This is a genomic window from Nioella sediminis (assembly GCF_001879695.1).
Taxonomy (GTDB): Bacteria; Pseudomonadota; Alphaproteobacteria; order Rhodobacterales; family Rhodobacteraceae; genus Nioella; species Nioella sediminis.
Genome location: NZ_MNBL01000104.1, coordinates 1 through 19,878, shown reverse-complemented (window position 1 = coordinate 19,878; position 19,878 = coordinate 1). Strand labels below are relative to the sequence as shown.

17 protein-coding genes are annotated in these 19,878 nt (G+C 64.1%); 13 read left to right on the top strand and 4 right to left on the bottom strand.

Translation table 11 applies throughout. From position 1 onward, the window contains the following. Position 1 precedes the first annotated feature (1 nt). The 3 genes from glpX to BKY26_RS12955 form a co-directional block, all read right to left on the bottom strand. Positions 2 to 967, bottom strand: a complete 966-nt coding sequence (gene glpX, locus BKY26_RS12965; protein ID WP_071690811.1) for a class II fructose-bisphosphatase — start codon at positions 965 to 967, stop codon at positions 2 to 4. Positions 968 to 1,090: 123 nt separating this feature from the next. After that, entirely contained in the window at positions 1,091 to 2,377 is a 1,287-nt protein-coding gene (locus BKY26_RS12960) for a homoserine dehydrogenase (RefSeq protein WP_071690810.1), read from the bottom strand. Positions 2,378 to 2,460: 83 nt separating this feature from the next. Further along, complete coding sequence (locus BKY26_RS12955; RefSeq protein ID WP_071690809.1) at positions 2,461 to 2,715, bottom strand: hypothetical protein; 255 nt, start codon at positions 2,713 to 2,715, stop codon at positions 2,461 to 2,463. A gap of 127 nt (positions 2,716 to 2,842) precedes the next feature. Here BKY26_RS12955 and BKY26_RS12950 point away from each other — a divergent pair, with 127 nt between their 5' ends. The 3 genes from BKY26_RS12950 to BKY26_RS12940 all read left to right on the top strand — a co-directional run bounded on the left by BKY26_RS12950 (position 2,843) and on the right by BKY26_RS12940 (position 5,472). After that, positions 2,843 to 3,424 (top strand): TetR/AcrR family transcriptional regulator, encoded by a 582-nt coding sequence (locus BKY26_RS12950; protein ID WP_071690808.1) that lies wholly within the window; start codon positions 2,843 to 2,845, stop codon positions 3,422 to 3,424. Positions 3,425 to 3,532: 108 nt separating this feature from the next. Further along, positions 3,533 to 4,693 (top strand): M24 family metallopeptidase, encoded by a 1,161-nt coding sequence (locus BKY26_RS12945; RefSeq protein ID WP_071690807.1) that lies wholly within the window; start codon positions 3,533 to 3,535, stop codon positions 4,691 to 4,693. After that, positions 4,690 to 5,472: a carbon-nitrogen hydrolase family protein gene (locus BKY26_RS12940; protein ID WP_071690806.1), complete on the top strand. Its 783-nt coding sequence runs from the start codon at positions 4,690 to 4,692 to the stop codon at positions 5,470 to 5,472. The genes BKY26_RS12945 and BKY26_RS12940 overlap by 4 nt, the downstream gene beginning before the upstream one ends. A 304-nt stretch (positions 5,473 to 5,776) precedes the next feature. Here BKY26_RS12940 and glyA read toward each other — a convergent pair whose 3' ends face one another. Beyond that, a complete protein-coding gene (gene glyA / locus BKY26_RS12935; RefSeq protein WP_071690805.1) occupies positions 5,777 to 7,072 on the bottom strand; it encodes a serine hydroxymethyltransferase in 1,296 nt (431 codons plus the stop codon). Between the two features lie 205 nt (positions 7,073 to 7,277). On the opposite strand from glyA, the gene BKY26_RS12930 reads away from it, so the two are divergent. The 10 genes from BKY26_RS12930 (at position 7,278) to upp (ending at position 19,729) form a co-directional block, all read left to right on the top strand. Further along, a complete protein-coding gene (locus BKY26_RS12930; RefSeq protein WP_071690804.1) occupies positions 7,278 to 8,045 on the top strand; it encodes an NAD kinase in 768 nt (255 codons plus the stop codon). 82 nt (positions 8,046 to 8,127) lie between these two features. Further along, the gene (locus tag BKY26_RS12925) at positions 8,128 to 10,407 is read left to right on the top strand and encodes an NADP-dependent malic enzyme (RefSeq protein WP_071690803.1); all 2,280 of its coding nucleotides are present in this window, start codon (positions 8,128 to 8,130) and stop codon (positions 10,405 to 10,407) included. 272 nt (positions 10,408 to 10,679) lie between these two features. Next, positions 10,680 to 11,456: an outer membrane protein gene (locus tag BKY26_RS12920; protein WP_083431443.1), complete on the top strand. Its 777-nt coding sequence runs from the start codon at positions 10,680 to 10,682 to the stop codon at positions 11,454 to 11,456. A gap of 150 nt (positions 11,457 to 11,606) precedes the next feature. Continuing rightward, complete coding sequence (gene prpE, locus BKY26_RS12915) at positions 11,607 to 13,496, top strand: propionate-CoA ligase PrpE (protein ID WP_071690801.1); 1,890 nt, start codon at positions 11,607 to 11,609, stop codon at positions 13,494 to 13,496. Between the two features lie 136 nt (positions 13,497 to 13,632). After that, complete coding sequence (locus BKY26_RS12910; RefSeq protein ID WP_071690800.1) at positions 13,633 to 15,141, top strand: ATP-binding protein; 1,509 nt, start codon at positions 13,633 to 13,635, stop codon at positions 15,139 to 15,141. A 66-nt stretch (positions 15,142 to 15,207) separates the two neighbouring features. Then, on the top strand, positions 15,208 to 15,600 hold the full coding sequence (locus tag BKY26_RS12905) for a cytidine deaminase (RefSeq protein ID WP_071690799.1): 393 nt from the start codon (positions 15,208 to 15,210) through the stop codon (positions 15,598 to 15,600). Positions 15,601 to 15,603: 3 nt separating this feature from the next. After that, entirely contained in the window at positions 15,604 to 16,911 is a 1,308-nt protein-coding gene (locus BKY26_RS12900) for a thymidine phosphorylase (protein WP_071690798.1), read from the top strand. Beyond that, positions 16,912 to 18,120, top strand: coding sequence for a phosphopentomutase (locus BKY26_RS12895; RefSeq protein WP_071690797.1), 1,209 nt, complete (start codon positions 16,912 to 16,914; stop codon positions 18,118 to 18,120). After that, positions 18,117 to 19,100: an adenosine deaminase gene (locus tag BKY26_RS12890; RefSeq protein WP_071690796.1), complete on the top strand. Its 984-nt coding sequence runs from the start codon at positions 18,117 to 18,119 to the stop codon at positions 19,098 to 19,100. The genes BKY26_RS12895 and BKY26_RS12890 overlap by 4 nt, the downstream gene beginning before the upstream one ends. Further along, complete coding sequence (gene upp / locus BKY26_RS12885) at positions 19,100 to 19,729, top strand: uracil phosphoribosyltransferase (RefSeq protein ID WP_071690795.1); 630 nt, start codon at positions 19,100 to 19,102, stop codon at positions 19,727 to 19,729. Before BKY26_RS12890 ends, upp begins: the two co-directional genes overlap by 1 nt. Positions 19,730 to 19,878 lie beyond the last annotated feature (149 nt).

The following is a 19,878-nucleotide window of genomic DNA, read 5'->3' as shown; positions in this document are numbered from 1 at the left end:
CTCAGCGAGAGGGGTTGCGGTAGATCATCTTGCGCACCGACCCGGTCTTGGACCGCATCAGCAGCGTTTCTACCGTCAGCCAGCCCACCTCGCGCTTGATGCCGTTCAGGATCGAGCCGTTGGTGACGCCGGTGGCCGAGAAGATGACGTCCTGCGTTACCATCTCGTCGCGCGAATAGATGCGGTCCAGATCGGTGATGCCGGTCTTGGCGGCGCGGGCGCGTTCGTCATCGTTGCGGAACACCAGCTGGCCATACATCTGCCCGCCCATGCATTTCAGCGCGGCGGCGGCCAGAACGCCCTCAGGCGCCCCCCCGCGACCCATATACATGTCGATGCCGGTCACGTCGGGTTCGGCGCAATGCATGACGCCCGCAACGTCGCCATCGGTGATCAGGCGGATCGCGGCGCCGGTGCCGCGCACCTCTTCGATCATCTGTTCATGCCGGGGGCGTTCGAGGATGCAGACGGTGATGTCGGAGGGCAGGCAGCCCTTGGCATTGGCCAGCGCCGAGACGCGAGTGGCCGGGTCCATGTCCAGCGTCACGATGCCTTCGGGATAGCCCGGCCCGATGGCCAGCTTGTCCATGTAGGTGTCGGGCGCGTGCAGCATCGAGCCGCGCGGGCCCATGGCGATCACGGTCAGCGCATTCGGCATGTCCTTGGCGGTCAGGGTCGTGCCTTCCAGCGGGTCCAGTGCGATATCGACGGCGGGGCCATCCCCGGTGCCGACCTCTTCACCGATATAGAGCATCGGGGCTTCGTCCCGCTCCCCTTCGCCGATCACGACCATCCCGGCGATGTCCAGCATGTTCAGCTGGTCGCGCATGGCATTGACCGCCGCCTGATCCGCTGCCTTCTCATCGCCGCGCCCGATGAGCTTGGCGGAGGCGATGGCAGCGGCCTCGGACACGCGGGCGAGGCCGAGAGAGAGCATGCGGTCATTGAAATCGGTGGGATGAGACATTTGGGACAATCCAGTTTTTCTTGGGCCGTTTGGAAATCATTACCCCGCACCGGGGCTCCGGCACAAGGCGGGGGAGGCCCCCGTGACGTTTACGCTCTGACCGTTTCGAGCCTGTAACGACGGTCAGACATTCTCGATCCGCAGCGCGACGGGCTGGCCGATCACCACATCGGTCTTGGGCAGCGATTCCAGCGCGTCCTGCAGCGAGGGCGCGGCGACCTTGTGTGTGACGATCAGAACCGGCGCGTCGGTGCTGCCATGGCTGCGCTGGCGCATCCGGTCGATGGAGATGCCGCAATCGCCCAGAACGGCGGCGACCTTGGCCAGCGCGCCGGGTTTATCCTTGAGCGTCAGGCGCAGATAGTAGGGCGCGGCGGTCGCCACGGCGGCGCGGTTGGCCTTGATCAGTGTCGCGGCGGGCTGGCCGAAGGTGGACAGTCGGATGCCGCGCGCGATGTCCAGCACGTCGGACATGACGGCGCTGGCGGTCGGGCCTTCCCCGGCCCCGGCTCCGCGCATCACGATCTGGCCCACGGAATCGCCATCGAGCACCACCATGTTGGTGCCGCCCTCCAGCTGACCGAGGGGGCTGTTTTCGGGCACAAGGCACGGCGTCATCCGCTGTTCCAGCCCGCGCCCCGTCATCCGGGCGACGCCAAGCAACTTGATGCGGAAGCCCAGTTCAGCGGCCTGGTTGATATCCTCGATGGTGACCTGGCCGATGCCTTCAAGGGCCACCCCATCGAAATCGACCTGGGTGCCGAACGCGATGGAGGACAGCAGCGCCAGCTTGTGGCCCGCGTCGATGCCGCCCACGTCGAGATTGGGATCGGCCTCCAGATAGCCAAGCTGATTGGCTTCCTCAAAGACCTCGTCATAGGACAGGCCCGCCGACTGCATCCGCGTCAGGATATAGTTGCAGGTGCCGTTCATGACGCCCATGACGCGGCTGATTTCGTTGCCTGCCAGCCCTTCGGTCAGGGCCTTGATAACCGGGATGCCACCCGCGACGGCGGCCTCGAAGCGGATCACCCGGCCAGCGGCCTCGGCGGCCTCGGCCATGACCTGCCCGTGATGGGCCAGCATCGCCTTGTTGGCGGTAACCACATCCTTGCCCGCCGCGATGGCGGCCTCGGTCGCGGCCTTGGCAGGGCCGTCGGAGCCGCCCATCAGCTCCACGAACACATCCACATCGTCGCGGGTGGCCAGAACCACCGGATCGTCTTCCCACGCATAGCCCGAGATATCGACGCCGCGATCCTTGTCGTGGGACCGCGCCGATACCGCCGAGATCGTCACCGGTCGGCCAGTGCGCGCGGCCAGAAGATCGGCTCTTTGCTGGACGATCTTCACGACGCCCACGCCCACGGTCCCAAGCCCGGCGATGCCAAGGCGAAGCGGGTCTGTCATGGAAAATCCTCCGGCTGTCTGGTCTTGCAGGTTTTCATGTCTGTTAGCGGCAATGACCGGGCGGCGCAACGTGGGCCGGTGGCTTAATTGATGCTGAGCCTGCGCAGAATCGCGGCACGGCGGCGCAGGTCGGCCGCGCGCCATTGCAATGTGCGGCCTTCGGTATCGGCGGCGTGGGGGGGCAGCGCCTCGGCCCCGGCCAGAAGCGGGCCGAGCGGCACCAGTTCCGGCCAGTCCGCCGCGCGGCTGGTCTCGGTGATCGAGGCTTCAAGCTCGGGCGCGCGAATCGAACAGGCGGAAAGCACCAGCAGCAAGGAAAGACAGATCACGGCGCGCATGGCGGCCCCCATGGCAGAAACGAGCCCCCAAGTGATAGCGTGGGCAGGCGGGCGACGTCCAGCGGCAAGGCGGTTTTGGTGAATTGAACATCTGTTCATATCGGGTGGGCAGCGCTAGGGTGCTGACATGGCACGCAAACAAGGCTCACATGCGGAAACCACTGGCCCCAAGGTCCGCGACGCCGCGCTGAAACTGTTCGCGCGGCATGGCTTTGCCGCCGTCTCCATGCGCCAGATCGCCAAGGAGGTGGGGGTGCAGGCCGGGGCGCTCTATCTCTACACGCCCGACAAGCAGTCGCTTCTGTTCGAACTGATGCGCGACCACATGGAGCATCTGCTGAGCCACTGGCAGGTGCCCGACGGCGCGCCGCTGGAACAGCTGGAAGCGTTCTGCCGCCACCATATCCGCTATCACCTCGACCGGCCGGAACTGGTCTTCATCGCCTATATGGAACTGCGCAACCTGGAGCCGGAGAACTTCGCCGTGATCGAAACGCTGCGACGGCAATACGAGGACCGGCTGCAAGGGATCTTGCAGCGTGGCCAACAAAGCGGCGCCTTCGCGGTGGCCGATGGCAAGCTGGCGACAATGGCGATCATCGCAATGCTGACCGGGGTCAACACCTGGTATCGCGAAGGCGGGCGTCTGGCGCGGGCCGATGTGGAAGGCATCTACTGGGACATGGTGCGCAAATCCGTGGCCGCCTGAAGGTCGGGCGTGGCGCGGCTTGTCCCTGAGCGACACGGAAAGGCCGCGATTTGGCATGCATACGGCTGTAACGCGCGCAGGCTGGTCAATAGCCAAAGGGGGACAAGAATGCTCGATGAAGCCAAAGACAGACACGCGCGGTTCCAGCAGAAACTGGCCGATGCCGGGATCGAGGTCGCGCTGATCACGGATGAAGCCTCGATCGGCTATCTGGCAGGGTTCTGGGGCTACCTGTCGGTGGAGTTTGGGCGGCCCACGGCGCTGGTGGTTCGGCCCGACGCCGATCCCGTCGTGGTCACGCCGCTGATGGAAAGCGAGATGGTCGCCGCCATGACCTGGGTCGAGGAGATCGTGACCTGGGAGGATATGGGCAACAATCACTGGGTCCATGTGTTGCCGAAGGTTCTGGGCGCTGCCCTCCGCGTGGCGGTGGAAAAGGGCACCCTGCCAGCCCCCTTGCGCAATTGGTTCGACGACCATATGCCGGGGACAGAGCTGACCGATGTCTCGCCCATTCTGGGCGCGATGCGGATGATCAAGTCGCCCGCCGAGATCGAGGTGATGCGCCAGGCGGGCCAGATCGCGGGCGCGATGATGGGGGCGGCCCATGGGGCGCTGGCCGCAGACGTGCCCGAATACGAAGCCGCTTTGGCGGTGATCGACGCGGGCACCCGCAAGGCGGCGGGGTTCCTGACCGACAAGGGGTGGGAGGCCTTCGTTTCGCCGATGATCCAAGGATTGCAGATCATGCAATCGGGCAGCGACACCTCGATGGTGCACCGCCGCGCCAGCGTGAAGCGGCTGGCCCCCGGCGACCCGGTCTATTTCTGTTTCTGCAACATGGCGCAGTTCAAGCTCTACAAGCTCGGCTTCGACCGGATGTTCTTCATCGAACACGCCAGCGATGACGCGATCAGGGTGCAGCAAGCGGCCATCGACGCGCAGCAGGCGGCGATTGCGGCGATCCGGCCGGGGGTGGCGGCGGAAAGCGTGGCGGAGGCCGCGAACGAGGTCTACCGGGAACGGGGCTTTGAGACCGGCTATCGCACCGGGCGCTCCATCGGAATGAGCTATCTGGAAGCGCCGGAGCTGAAGGCGGGGGACCGGACGATATTGCAACCGGGGATGACCTTTGCCGTGGACGGCGGGATTTCTTTGGATGGCCAGTGTGGTGGGCGGATTGGGGATTCCATCGTGGTGACGGAGGCGGGCTGCGACTACCTGACGGACTACCCGCGCGAGATCCTCTATTCGGGGCAACTGCCGTGAGGGCGGGCATCTGGCAGAGCGACGGGGAGGGGCTGACGGCGGTGGAGCGGTTGACGCGGCTGGAGGCCGCGATTGCGGGGCAGGGGCTCGACGTTGTGCTCTGCCCGGAGCTTTTCGCCTGCGGCTACCACATCGGGGACGACATTGCCCGGCTGGCGGAACCGGCGGACGGGCCATTTGCGCAGGCCGTGCAGGCGCTGGCGGCGCGGGTCGGGACGGCGGTGCTCTATGGCTACGCGGAGCGCGATGGCGACAAGGTCTACAATTCCGCACAGCTGGTGGGGCCGGGCGGCCCCATTGCGCATCACCGCAAGCTGGTGATCCCGCCGGGGCCGGAAACCGGGCGCTTTGCCGAAGGGCAGGGTTGTGCGGTGTTCGACTTCGGGGGCCTGCGCTGTGCGATCCTCATCTGCTATGACGCGGAGTTTCCCGAAGGCCCGCGCGCGGCGGCGCTGGCGGGGGCAGAGGTGCTGTTCGTGCCGACAGCGCTGTCGGATCAGTGGGGAAATGTCTCTCGCGAGGTGATGCCGTCACGCGGCTTCGAGAACGGGCTGTGGCTGCTTTACGCCAACCATGCGGGCACGGAAAACGGGCTGTCCTATTATGGCGGCAGCCGGATCGTGGGGCCGGTGGGGCAGAGCGTGGCTGTTGCCGGGGATGGACCCGAGTTGATCGTGGCGGCGCTGGATGCCGCGGCTGTAACGGCGGCGCGGGCGCGGTTGCCCTACCTGGCGGATCGGGAAGGTTTGATCGCGCGACTGCCAGGGGCAAGCGCGTAGTTCAACCGGTTTCGCCGACTTCGTCGTCGACCCGGGAGCGGCCCTCCTGAACCCCCGGCTGACGCCGGAGGCCTCGTCGGTCCGCGTTGCCACGAGGATGTGGCGCGGGAGTCGTGTCAGAGTTGCCGGACGGGTATCTGGTGCGGGTGGGATTCCTCCGGCGGAGGTATTTCCGGCCAAGATGAAACCATGGCGTTCAAAGACCTAAGACGCATATGCGGGAGGGTGTCACGAAGCGACGGGGACAGCACAAAGGGCCACCCCGGATCGGGAGCGGCCCTCTGTCAGATGCAGTAAGCTGCGTTCAGAGATCGGGGTAGAGCGGGAAGCGGGCGCAGAGCGCGGCGACCTCGGCCTTCACCTTGTCCTCGACCTCTGCATTGGCCTCTTCGCCATTGGCGGCGAGCCCGTCGACCACTTCGACGATCCAGTCGGCGATCTGGCGGAACTCGGCCTCGCCGAAGCCGCGGGTGGTGCCTGCGGGCGTGCCGAGGCGGATGCCCGAGGTGATGGTGGGCTTTTCCGGGTCGAAGGGAATGCCGTTCTTGTTGCAGGTGATGTGGGCGCGGCCCAGGGCCTTCTCGGTGGCGTTACCCTTCACGCCTTTGGGGCGCAGGTCGACCAGCATCACATGGGTGTCGGTGCCGCCGGTGACGATATCCAGACCGCCCTTCATCAGCTGATCTGCAAGCGCCACGGCATTGGCGCGCACCTGTTGCTGATAGGCCTTGAATTCGGGGCGCAGCGCCTCGCCAAAGGCTACAGCCTTGCCCGCGATCACATGCATGAGCGGCCCGCCCTGGATGCCGGGGAAGATGGCGGAGTTGACCTTCTTGGCGATGGTTTCGTCATTGGTGACGATCATGCCGCCGCGGGGACCGCGCAGGGTTTTATGCGTGGTGGTGGTGGCGACGTCGGCATAGGGGAAGGGCGAGGGGTGCTCGCCTGCCGCCACGAGACCGGCGAAATGGGCCATGTCGACCATCAGGTAGGCGCCGACGCTGTCGGCGATCTCGCGGAACTTGGCGAAGTCGATCTGGCGCGGGATGGCGGAGCCGCCTGCGATGATCAGCTTGGGCTGGTGTTCGGTGGCCAGCGCCTGCACCTGGTCATAGTCGATCAGGTTGTCTTGCTGACGCACGCCGTACTGGATGGCATTGAACCACTTGCCCGACTGGTTGGGCCGTGCACCGTGGGTCAGGTGACCGCCTGCATCGAGGCTCATGCCCAGGATGGTGTCGCCGGGCTGCAGCAGCGCCGTGAAGACGCCCTGGTTGGCCTGGCTGCCCGAGTTGGGCTGCACGTTGGCGTATTCGCAGCCAAAAAGCTGCTTGGCGCGGTCGATGGCCAGATCTTCTGCGATATCCACGAACTGACAGCCGCCATAATAGCGGCGACCCGGATAGCCCTCGGCATATTTGTTGGTCATCACCGAGCCCTGCGCTTCCATCACGGCGCGGCTGACGATGTTTTCCGAGGCAATCAGCTCGATCTCGTCGCGCTGACGGCCAAGCTCTTTGGTGATGGCACCGAAGATTTCCGGGTCACGGGTGGCGAGTGTTTCGGTGAAGAAACCAGCGTCGCGGTGGGGCGCGGTCATGGCCTGTCTCCCTTACTGAAGGCGATGAGGGTCGTTTGGCTGCATCTATCCAAAGCGGGCGGGGCAAGGAAGCCCGGAAACCGGCGCATTTCGTCTCAGGAACGTCCACTATCGGAAACTTCACGGACGTCTCGGGCGAATCCGGGATTGAGTTTCCAACCGTCACGGGTGAACACTGGCAGAACCCAGACCCGCCGGAGACGCCATGCCCGCTGCCCGTAACATCAGCTTTCTCGCCTCTGACGCCCCGATTGCGCAGGAGGCACAGGCGCGTCTGGCTGCAAGGTATGGTCAGCATGATCCGGGCGAGGCCGACGTGATCGTGGCGCTTGGGGGCGACGGGTTCATGCTGTCGACGCTGCATGGAACGCAGGATCTGGATGCGCCGGTTTACGGGATGAACCGGGGGACGGTCGGGTTCCTGATGAATGAATATGCCGAGGATGGGCTGATTGACCGGCTGGAAGCGGCGGAAGAGGCGGTGATCAACCCGCTGCATATGAAGGCTGTGGGGGCCGATGGAACGGTGACGGAGGCGCTGGCGATCAACGAGGTCAGCCTGCTCCGTGCGGGCCCTCAGGCGGCGCGGTTGCAGATCTGGGTCGATGGTCGGATGCGGATGGAAGAGCTGGTCTGCGACGGGGCGCTGGTCTGCACGCCCGCAGGCTCCACCGCCTATAACTATTCCGCGCATGGGCCGATCCTGCCCATTGGCTCGGACGTGCTGGCGCTGACGGCGATGGCGGCGTTTCGGCCCCGGCGCTGGCGGGGGGCGCTCTTGCCTAAAAACGCGGTCGTTCGGTTCGATGTGCTGGATCACGACAAGCGGCCGGTGATGGCCGATGCGGACAGTCGGTCGGTGGAAAACGTGGTGTCGGTGGAAATCCGGTCCGACCCCGAGATCGGGCATCGCATCCTGTTCGATCCCGGTCACGGGCTGGAAGAACGGCTGATCCGCGAGCAATTCGCGTAACGCGATCCGCGACGTTGGACCGCCTTTTCGCTTGCTGTGGAATATAGTTTAACGTTAAACAAGTTTCCGGGAGGCCCAATTCATGACCGATGACAAACACGACGCATTCCGCCAGGGGGCACTCGATTATCACGAGTTCCCCAAGCCCGGTAAGCTCGAAATCCGCGCCACCAAGCCGCTGGCCAATGGCCGCGATCTGGCCCGCGCCTACAGCCCGGGCGTGGCAGAGGCCTGTGTCGAGATCAAACGCGACCCGGCCGAGGCGTCCCGATACACCGCGCGCGGCAATCTGGTGGCGGTTGTCTCGAACGGCACCGCCGTTCTGGGGCTTGGAAATATTGGCGCGCTGGCCTCCAAGCCGGTGATGGAGGGCAAGGCCGTCCTCTTCAAGAAATTCGCCAATGTGGACTGCTTCGATATCGAGGTGAACGAGCCTGATCCCTACAAGCTGGCCGAGATCGTCTGCGCGCTGGAGCCGACCTTCGGCGCGATCAACCTTGAAGACATCAAGGCCCCCGATTGCTTCATCGTCGAGAGGATCTGCCGCGAGCGTATGGGTATCCCGGTTTTCCACGACGACCAGCACGGCACCGCGATTGTTGTGGGGGCTGCGGCCACCAACGCGCTGCATCTGGCGGGCAAGAAATTCGAAGAGATTAAGGTCGTCTCCACCGGGGGCGGGGCTGCGGGGATCGCCTGTCTCAACATGCTGCTGAAACTGGGCGTGAAGCGCGAAAACGTGTGGCTCTGCGATATTCACGGGCTGGTCTATGAGGGCCGCAGCGAGGACATGACCCCGCAGAAGGCGGATTACGCGCAAGCCAGTGACCTGCGCACGCTGGACGATGTGATCGACGGGGCGGACCTCTTTCTCGGGCTCTCCGGTCCCGGTGTTCTGAAAGCGGAGATGGTGGCCAAAATGGCGAAGCAGCCCATTGTCTTCGCGCTGGCAAATCCGACGCCCGAAATCCTGCCTGATGATGTCCGCAGTGTTGCGCCCGATGCGATCATTGCCACGGGGCGCAGCGATTTCCCCAATCAGGTCAATAACGTGCTCTGTTTCCCCTTCATCTTCCGGGGCGCATTGGACGTGGGCGCGACCGAAATCAATGACGCCATGCAGATCGGCTGTGTCGAGGGTATCGCTGAACTCGCCCGCGCGACCACAAGTGCCGAGGCGGCGGCAGCCTACAAGGGGGAACAACTGACCTTCGGGGCGGATTACCTGATTCCCAAACCTTTCGACCCGCGCCTGATCGGGGTTGTGGCCAGTTCCGTTGCCAGGGCGGCGATGGACAGTGGCGTTGCGACGCGCCCGCTGGAGGACTTTGACGCTTATCGCGAGAAACTGAACCAGTCGGTCTTCCGCTCTGCCCTGATCATGCGTCCGGTCTTCGAGGCCGCAGCCAGCACCACGCGTCGGATCGTCTTCGCGGAAGGCGAGGATGAGCGGGTTCTGCGCGCAGCACAGGCGATGCTGGAGGAGATGACCGACACACCTACGCTGATCGGTCGCCCGGAAGTGGTGCAGATGCGGATCGAGCGCGCCGGGCTGACCATTCGCCCCGACCGCGATTTCGAGCTGATCAACCCCGAAAGCGACCATCGCTATCGCGACTACTGGCAGAGCTACCTCGAAAAGATGCAGCGCCGCGGTGTCACGCCTGATCTGGCCCGCGCCATCATGCGCACCAACACGACCGCGATCGGGGCGGTCGCGGTCCAGCGCGGTGAGGCGGATTCGCTGATCTGCGGCACCTTCGGTCAGTATCTGTGGCACCTGAACTATATCACCCAGCTTCTCAGCGATGGCGGGTTGCACCCGGTCGGGGCGCTCAGCCTGATGATCCTGGAGGATGGGCCGCTCTTCATCGCGGATACCCATGTGCACGCGGTGCCGACGCCGCAGCAGATCGCCGAAACCGTGATCGGCGCAGCCCGCCATGTACGCCGCTTTGGGGTGGAGCCGAAAATCGCGCTCTGTTCGGGCAGCCAGTTCGGCAATCTCGACAGCGACAGCGGCCGGCGGATGCGCGCGGCGCTGGAGATCCTCGACGGCATGGGGCTCGACTTCGTTTACGAGGGCGAGATGCTGGCGGATGCCGCGCTCGACCCCGAGTTGAGAGAGAGGGTCTTCCCCGGCTGCCGACTCGAAGGATCCGCCAACGCGCTGGTTTTTGCTTCAACCGATGCTGCAGGGGCGTCCCGTAACCTGTTGAAAGTCAAGGCAGGCGGGTTGGAGGTCGGCCCGATTCTGATGGGGATGGGCAACCGTGCCCATATCGTCACACCTTCGATCACAGCACGGGGGCTGTTGAACATCTCGGCCCTGGCCGGTACGCCGGTCCAGCACTACGGCTGACAAATGCTTTCAATTCAAGTGGTTGCTTGCATAGGGGCCAATCGCAGATCGCGGTTGGCCCTGTCCTTTTGCCCTGTGCGACTGTGGCGCGTTTGCATGATCGCAACGGCTCCGGCTCACTGGGCAAAATGGGGGGAGATTTCCGGAATCCGATGTGTTAACACTGGTTAATGACGCATTAACGAAAGTTAAGCGATCGTTAATAATAACGTCGGGCGCCAAAAAACAGTCCGGCAGAGGCAACATAAGGTTTCACGAGGAGAAGCACTCCCATGCCCAGACTCCATTCTGCTCTGGCAGCATCCGCTGCCATGGCCACTCTCGTTGCGGCGCTTCCGGCGGCAGCGGATGGCCCCTCTCCGCTGGTGTCCCCCACCGTCTATGAACCGGCACCGGTTCAGCAGGTTTCCAACGATTTCTGGTCGGGCCTGTTTATCGGCGGTGCGCTTGGCATCGGCATTTCGCAGCACCAGTACAGCGGCAATTTCGATTCCGTCGACCGGCTCGAGTTCTCCCATGATCTGGGCGAACATGGCGGCCTGGCTTCGATCCAGATCGGCTACACCTTCGCCATGTCGGAGCGTACCTATGTGGGCGCGACCTTCGACTACACGATTTTCGATGTGAACGCGAATTCCCACATGCAGTATCTCGTGGGTGGCCAGCAGGTGACCATCGACCAGGAAATCACGCCTGAAAGCATGATGACCATCGGTGGCCGCGTCGGTGTTCTGGCCAACGAGAACACCCAGTTCTACGGCATGCTCGGCTGGTCGCGCGCCAGCTTCGGCGAGTCGCATAACTACAACGGCGGCGGCGTCCTGACCGGTCTGGCCAGCACGGCCTCGGGCTCCTACGAGGTGGATGGTGCGACCATCGGGATCGGTATGGAAACCCGCCTTGGCGACCGGACCTCGCTCGGGGTGGAATACCGTTATACCGATCTGGGTGATCAGACGATCTTCAGCTCCAATGTCGGCGGGATCTACTCGACCCAGACCTCGAACGCGGTGCAGCAGGTGCGCGTCGGTTTGAACATGCACTTCTGATCCCGGTCAGTCGCGAGTTTTTGACGGGGCGTCCTTTCGGGCGCCCCGTTGCTTTTGCGGGGCTGCGTCAATGAAACCCTTTGTCTGACGGGGCAAGGGGATGTAGGTCGTGCCGCAGGGGAATGCAGGACATCTTTTGGAGGAGACGACATGGGCTATTCGCATGTCTACGCCGAAGCCAAGGCAGACCCTGACGGGTTTTGGATGAAAGCCGCCGAAGCCATCGATTGGGTCACGCCACCCAGCAAGGCACTCTTTGACGACAATGCCCCGCTGTATGAATGGTTTTCGGACGGCACGCTGAATGCCTGCTGGAACGCGGTGGATCGCCATGTGGAGGCCGGCCACGGCGAGCGCATTGCCATCATCCATGACAGCCCCATCACCCACTCGAAGCACGAGATCACCTATAGCGAGCTGCGCGACCGGGTCGCCAGCCTTGCGGGGGCGCTGCGCGCCAAGGGCGTGGAGAAGGGCGACCGCGTCATCATCTACATGCCGATGGTGCCCGAGGCGCTGGAGGCGATGCTCGCCTGTTCCCGTCTTGGCGCGATCCATTCGGTCGTGTTCGGGGGCTTTGCAGCGAACGAACTGGCCGTGCGCATCGACGATTGCCAGCCCAAATGCATCATCGCTGCCTCCTGCGGGTTGGAGCCGGGCCGCGTGGTCCATTACAAGCCGCTTCTGGACGGTGCCATCGAGATGGCGGACCACAAGCCGGAATTCTGCGTGATCTTCCAGCGCGAACAGGAGGTTGCGCATCTGGAAGAGGGCCGCGATTTTGACTGGCACGGCTTTCAGTATGGCGTTGAACCCGCAGACTGTGTGCCTGTTGAAGGCAACCATCCGCAGTATATCCTCTACACTTCCGGCACCACCGGCCAGCCCAAGGGCGTGATCCGCCACACCGGCGGCCATATGGTCGCGCTGAACTGGACCATGCGGAACCTCTACGACATGAACCCCGGAGAGGTCTTCTGGGCCGCCTCCGACGTGGGTTGGGTCGTGGGGCACAGCTATATCTGCTATGCGCCGCTGACCTTCGGTTGCACCACCATCGTGTTCGAGGGCAAGCCCGTGGGCACCCCCGACGCAGGCACCTTCTGGCGGGTCATTCAGGATCACAAGGTCAAGTGTCTCTTCACCGCGCCCACTGCGCTGCGCGCCGTCAAGCGGGAAGACCCGCAGGGTGCGCTGATCGGCGACTACGATATCGGCTGCCTCGAATCCCTGTTCCTGGCCGGTGAGCGCGCCGATCCCGACACGATCATCTGGGCGCAGGACAAGCTGGGTGTGCCGGTGGTCGATCACTGGTGGCAGACCGAAACCGGCTGGTGCATCGCGGGCAACCCGCTTGGTATCGAAAAGCTGCCGGTCAAGATCGGCTCGCCCTCCGTGCCGATGCCGGGCTATGACGTGCAGATCCTCGACGAGGGCGGGCATCCTGTGAAGGACGGCGATCTTGGCGCCATCGCGGTGAAGCTGCCGCTGCCGCCGGGCACCCTGCCGACCCTGTGGAACGCCGAGGCGCGGTTCCGCAAATCCTATCTCGACCATTTCCCCGGCTACTATGAAACCGGCGATGCGGGCTACAAGGACGAGGACGGCTATCTCTACATCATGGCGCGCACCGATGACGTGATCAACGTCGCGGGCCACCGCCTGTCCACCGGCGGCATGGAAGAGGTTCTGGCCAGCCATCCGGACGTGGCCGAATGTGCCGTGATCGGGGTGGCGGACCAGCTGAAGGGGCAGATGCCCATGGGCTTCCTTTGCCTCAATGCCGGGACGCAGAAATCGGCTGAGGATGTGGTCGCGGAATGCGTCAAGCTGGTGCGCGAAAAGATCGGCCCGGTTGCCGCCTTCAAGCTGGCCACCGTGGTTCAGCGGCTGCCCAAGACCCGGTCTGGCAAGATCCTGCGCGGCACTATGGTGAATATCGCCGACGGTAAGGAATACAAAATGCCCGCGACCATCGACGATCCGGCCATTCTGGATGAGATCACCGAAGCCCTGAAAGAGCTCGGCTACCCAAAGTAAGCTGACCTTCACAGGGCAATAACGACAGGCCGGGTGCGAAATCGCCCGGCCTTTTCGCGTCGTTAACCAAATCTTAACCTAACTGACGGTTGCATGGTCACCGGGGGCGCAACGCTGCTTGGGCAGGGGATGCGTGATGAACAAGGACGGCGACAGGCCCGGTAGGGACCTGGAAACGAGCGATCTGGAGGCGATGCGCGACGCGCTGCGCCTTTATGGCCATGACATACGCGCAGCGGTTTCCGACATCATCGGCGGGCTGCGGCTGATGGATGTGGACCGGTTGCCGCCCGATGCCCAGACCCAGATCGAACGAGTGCGCGTTGCGGGGGAAACCCTGGCAGAGCTGGTCGATGGCGCGATGATGCTGACCTCGGGCCGTGATGGTCAGGCCACCGCCGCCAGCTTCGATTTCCGCAATTTCCTGGCCGGTATTGATCTGCGATGGTCGGGCCGGGCGCGGGAGCAGGGGCTGACCTTCCGGGTTGAGATCGACCGGCACGTAGCCGAGCGGGTGACCGTTGCGCGGATCAAGCTCGACCGTATTCTCGGGAACCTTATCGCCAATGCACTCAAGTTCACCGATGCCGGGCAGGTGGTGTTGTCGGTCTGGCAGCAGAATGGCGACATGAACTTCCGTGTCCGCGATCAGGGCAGGGGGTTTTCCGATACGGCGCTGGAACGCCTGTTCACGGCGGGCGGTCGGCCGGAGGGGCAGGACCGGCCCGGCAGCGGCCTTGGGCTGCATATTTCCAAGGGTCTGGCGGATGGGCTTGGGGGGACCCTGCGGGTAGAGAACCTGCCCGAAGGCGGTGCGGATGTCACCCTGACCCTGCCGCGCGCCACCTGGGAATGCCGCGATCATGCGGCGAATATGCCGGACCTCTCTGACCTGCGCATTCTGGTGGCGGAAGACAACGAAACCAACCAGCTTCTGGTGCGTCAGATGCTCGACGCGATGGATGCGCGGATGATCCTGGCCCGCGACGGGCAGGAAACGCTGGATCTGCTGGCGCGTGAGCCCGTGGATATCGCACTGATTGATATCGAGATGCCGAAACTGTCGGGCATCGAGGTCATGCAGCGCCTGCGCGCCACGCCCGAGTTTGACACACCCCTTGTGGCGCTCACCGCCTATGTGATGCGCGAGAACCGCGAGGCGATCTACGCCGCCGGGGCGGATGGGGTCATTGCCAAACCGATCCGGTCTGTCACCGCCTTTGGACAAGCGATCCGCCGCCATGTGGACCGTCGCAGCCCGGCGGAGGCCCCACCCCCTGTCACAGTCCCTAACGGAACGCTCGACCGCAATCGGTTCGAGGCGATCCTTCAGGCCGCAGGCCCGTCCGGGTGCGGGGAACTGCTCGACCATCTATTGCAGGATCTGCGCAGCGTTCAGGATGCCCTGCAACAGGCCGTTCAGGTCAATGATACCGCGACCACACGGGCGCAGAGCCATATCCTCATCTCACTCGCCGGCGCCATCGGGGCGGACCGGTTGCAGAACATGGCCGAGGCGTTGAACGCGGCGGCCCACAAGAACCGTCTGGCGGAGGCGCAATCGCTGGTTCAAAGCTGCAATGAGGCACTCGCGGCGCTGATCACTCAGGTCGACCGCCGCGCGCGTCGAGAGGACCTTCTGTAGCGGAAGGCTTGCAAGCGCCGGATGGCGGGACCACAGTGGGGGATACAATTTCCGGAGGTTACCCCCATGTCCCTCGTCGATGATGCCGCCCGCGTGCGCGAAAACGCCTATGTTCCCTATTCCCGCTTCAAGGTTGGGGCTGCCATTCGCAGCATGGAAGGGAACCTGCACCTTGGGGTCAATGTCGAAAACGCCGCCTACCCGGAAGGCACCTGCGCCGAGGCCGGGGCGATTGCGGCAATGATCGCGGCAGGTGACAGCCGGATTGCTGAGATCGCCGTCATCGCCGACTGTCCTGCGCCCGTGCCGCCCTGCGGCGGGTGCCGCCAGAAACTGGCTGAATTTGCCGATCCTGCGACGCCCGTGACGCTCGCCACCACCGATGGCAAGCGGCTGGAAACCACCGTGGGCGAGTTGCTACCGGGGGCCTTCGGAATGGGCCATATGGAAGGGGTCTGAACCATGGATGCCCGAGAGATCCTGGCGCGATTGCGGGTCGGCGATGCGCTGACGCCCGAGCATTTTCAGTGGTTTGCCAAGGGGTTGGCGGATGGTACTGTCAGCGACTCTCAGGCCGGGGCCTTCGCCATGGCGATCTGCAAAACCCCCATCGGCAAGGACGCAAGGGTCAGCTTGACCCACGCGATGCGGGACACCGGGCAGGTTCTGAAATGGGACGTGGCCGGACCTGTCGTGGACAAGCATTCCACCGGCGGCGTGGGCGATACGGTGTCGCTGCCGCTGGCCCCGGCACTGGCGGCTTGCGGGGCCTTCGTGCCGATGCTGTCGGGGCGCGGCCTTGGCCATACCGGCGGCACCCTCGACAAGATGGAGGCGATCCCCGGCTACCGCGCCATCATCGGTAATGACGAGTTGCAGAAGGTCGTGCGAGAGGTGGGCTGCGCCATCGTCGGCGCGTCGGGCGAAATCGCCCCGGCAGATAAGCGGCTCTATGCGGTTAGGGACGTGACCTCGACCGTTGAAAGCATCGACCTGATCACCGCGTCGATCCTGTCGAAAAAGCTGTCTGAGGGGCTCGATGCACTGATCCTCGACGTCAAGACCGGCTCTGGTGCCTTCATGGTGGACCCCGCCGACGCGCTGGCGCTGGCGCAATCGCTGGTCGACACGGCGCAGGGGGCGGGCTGCAAATGCGCGGCCCTGCTGACGGATATGAGCCAGCCGCTGGCCTCCACGGCAGGCAACGCGGTCGAGGTGATGGAGGCGATGGAGATTTTGACAGGGTCCGGCGGCTCCCCCCGGATGCGGCAGGTGACCCTGTCGCTTGGCGGCGAATTGCTGGCGCTTTGCGGGCTGGCTGCGGATGCGGCAGAGGGTGAGGCGAAGATCAACGATGCCCTCAACACCGGCGCGGCGGCAGAGATCTTCGGCCTCATGGTGGCCGCACTTGGCGGGCCAAGCGATTTTGTATCCCGCTGGCGCGACCGGCTGCCTGCGGCCCCGGTCATGGTCGAAATCATGCCGAAGGACCCCGGCCATGTCGCGGCCATCGACACCCGCGCCGTGGGCGAGGCGGTGGTGCATCTGGGCGGCGGGCGGCTTGTCCAGACCGACAAGGTGGACCCGGCGGTTGGCCTGACCGATTTGGCCGGGATCGGTGAGCGGGTGGACCAATCCCGTCCTCTGGCCCGTATCCATGCCCGCAGTGAGGACGACGCCCGCGCCGCCGCCGAAGCACTGCATCGGGCATACCGGCTGTCCGACAGCCCTGAGACCGCGCCGGCCCTTGTTCAGGAAAGGATTGCCTAGATGCCCCGCGCGTTTCTGGTGGTGATGGATTCCGTTGGCTGTGGCGGCGCGCCCGATGCGGACCGCTTCTTCAATGACGGGCACCCCGATACCGGGGCCAACACGCTCGGCCATATCGCGGCGGCCTGCGCGGCGGGCAGGGCAGAGGAGGGGCGTAGCGGGCTGCTTTCCATGCCCAACCTCGCGGCGCTTGGGCTGGGGCATGCGGTCGGGCTGGCCTCTGGCGAGGATGCGCCGGGTTTGATGATTGAACCAGAGGGCCTTTGGGGCGCGGCGACCGAAATAAGCCCGGGCAAGGACACACCCTCTGGTCACTGGGAACTGGCGGGTCTGCCGGTTCCCTGGGACTGGACCTATTTCAGCGACACCGAGAACAGTTTTCCGCCCGAGCTGATCGAAGAGGTCAAGCGTATCGCAGGGACCGACGGTATCCTCGGCAACCGCCATGCCTCTGGCACGCTGATCATCGACGTGGAGGGCGAACGGCACCAGCAAACCGGTTGGCCCATCTGCTATACCTCCGCCGACAGCGTCTTTCAGATCGCCGCGCATGAGGAGAGCTTTGGCCTCGACCGGCTTTATGGTCTTTGCGAGCGGCTGGCCCCGACACTCCATGCCATGAAAGTGGGCCGTGTCATTGCGCGGCCTTTCGTGGGTGAGCCGGGCAATTACACCCGCACCCCCAACCGCCATGACTATGCCATCATGCCGCCTGCGCCGACGCTTTGCGATTGGTTGCAGGGGGCAGGACGCAAGGTGCATGCCGTGGGCAAGATCGGCGATATCTTCTCCATGCGCGGCATCGACGACGTGGTGAAAGGGGCCGATGCCAAGCTGATGGGGCATCTGGCAGAGCTTGTGGACAGTGCCGAAGACGGCAGCCTGGCCTTCGCCAATTTCGTGGAGTTCGACAGCATCTATGGCCACCGCCGCGACGTGTCAGGCTATGCGCGCCATCTGGAATGGTTCGACGCGGAAATCGGCCCGATCCTGGCGAAGCTGCGCCCCGATGATTTGATGATCTTCACCGCCGATCACGGCAACGATCCCACCTGGATCGGCACCGACCACACCCGCGAACGGGTGCCGGTCCTTGGCAAGGGGCCGCAAACCGGGCAGATAGGGCTGTGCGCCTTTACCGATGTCGCGGCGTCCATTGCGGCGCATCTGGGGGTGCCATCACAAGGACCGGGCAAGAGTTTCCTATGAAAAGCATCCCAAAGATCGAGCTTCACCTGCATCTCGAAGGCGGCGCGCCGCCCGCGTTCATCCGCGGGATCGCCAAGGAAAAGGGCACCGACCTCAGCCGCATCTTCCGCGAGGATGGCAGCTATTCCTACAAGGATTTCTGGCACTTCCTGAAAGTCTACGAAGCCGCAACCAGCGTGCTGACCACGCCCGAGGATTACGCCCGCCTGACCCGCGCCGTGCTGGAGGAAAGCGCCGAAAACGGGGTGGTCTATTCCGAGACCTTCATTTCCCCCGATTTCTGCGGTGGCGGCGATGTGGGCGCGTGGCGCGAATATCTGCACGCGATGGAGGAAACCGCCGCCAAGGCCGAGGCCGAGCTTGGCATCACCCTGCGCGGCATCATCACCTGCATCCGCCATTTCGGCCCTGAAAAGGCCAAGCCCATTGCGGAATGCGCGGCCCAGACCAGGGGCGATTTCATCACCGGCTTCGGCATCGCGGGCGATGAGCTGATCGGAAAGCCCAAGGACTACCTCTGGGCCTTCGACTGCGCGCGCGAGGCGGGGTTGCGACTGACTGCCCATGCGGGCGAATGGGGCGGGGCGGAAAGCGTCCGCGATGCGATCCGAGATCTGAATGTGGAACGCATCGGTCACGGCGTTCAGGCCATCACCGACCTTGCGCTGCTCGATGAGATCGCCGAGGCGGGCATCACGCTGGAATGCTGTCCGGGGTCCAACGTCTTTCTGGGGGTCTTCCCCACATGGCGCGACCATCCCATTGAAACCCTGCGAAATAGGGGGGTGAAGGTGACCGTTTCCACCGACGATCCGCCCTTCTTCCACACCACGATGACCGCTGAATATGACCGCCTCGCCGACACGTTCGGCTGGGACGAAGAAATCTTTGACGAGATCAACGCCAATGCACTCGCCGCTGCCTTCTGCGATGAAGACACGAAGGACCGCGTGGCAGAGAGACTGAAGAAAGGAACCTGATGCAGCATCTAACCGTCGTCGATCACCCGCTGGTTCAGCACAAGCTGACGCTGATGCGGGAAAAGGACACCTCCACCGCCGTCTTCCGCCAGCTTCTGCGCGAGATCAGCCAGTTCCTCGCCTATGAGGTCACGCGCGAACTGCCGATGACCACCAAGCGCATCGAGACGCCCTTGCAGGAAATGGATGCGCCCGTTCTGGCGGGCCGCAAGCTGGCGCTGATTTCGATCCTGCGGGCGGGGAATGGTCTGCTCGACGGAATGCTGGAGCTGATCCCTTCGGCCCGCGTGGGCTTCGTCGGGCTTTACCGTGACGAGGAAACGCTGGAGCCGGTACAGTATTATTTCAAGGTGCCCGACGAGTTGGGCGAACGCATGGTGATTGCCGTCGATCCGATGCTGGCCACCGGCAACAGCTCGGTTGCCGCGATCGACCTCCTGAAACAGGCCGGGGCCTCGAATATCCGTTTCCTCTGCCTTCTGGCCGCGCCCGAGGGCGTTGCCCGCATGCAAGAGGCGCACCCGGATGTTCCCATCGTGACTGCCGCGCTCGATAGCCACCTGAATGAAAAGGGTTATATCGTTCCGGGCCTAGGGGATGCGGGCGACCGCATGTTCGGCACAAAATAGGCCACCGCCCCCTTTACCTGCGGACAATCCTCTGCCACTGTTTCCGGTACAGCAATGGGGGTTGTCTGGTATGTATCTGTTGCGGGCCGTTTCTGGATTGGCCGTGGCGGCGATTGTCGCCGTTCCTGTAACCGCGCAAAGCATTGCGC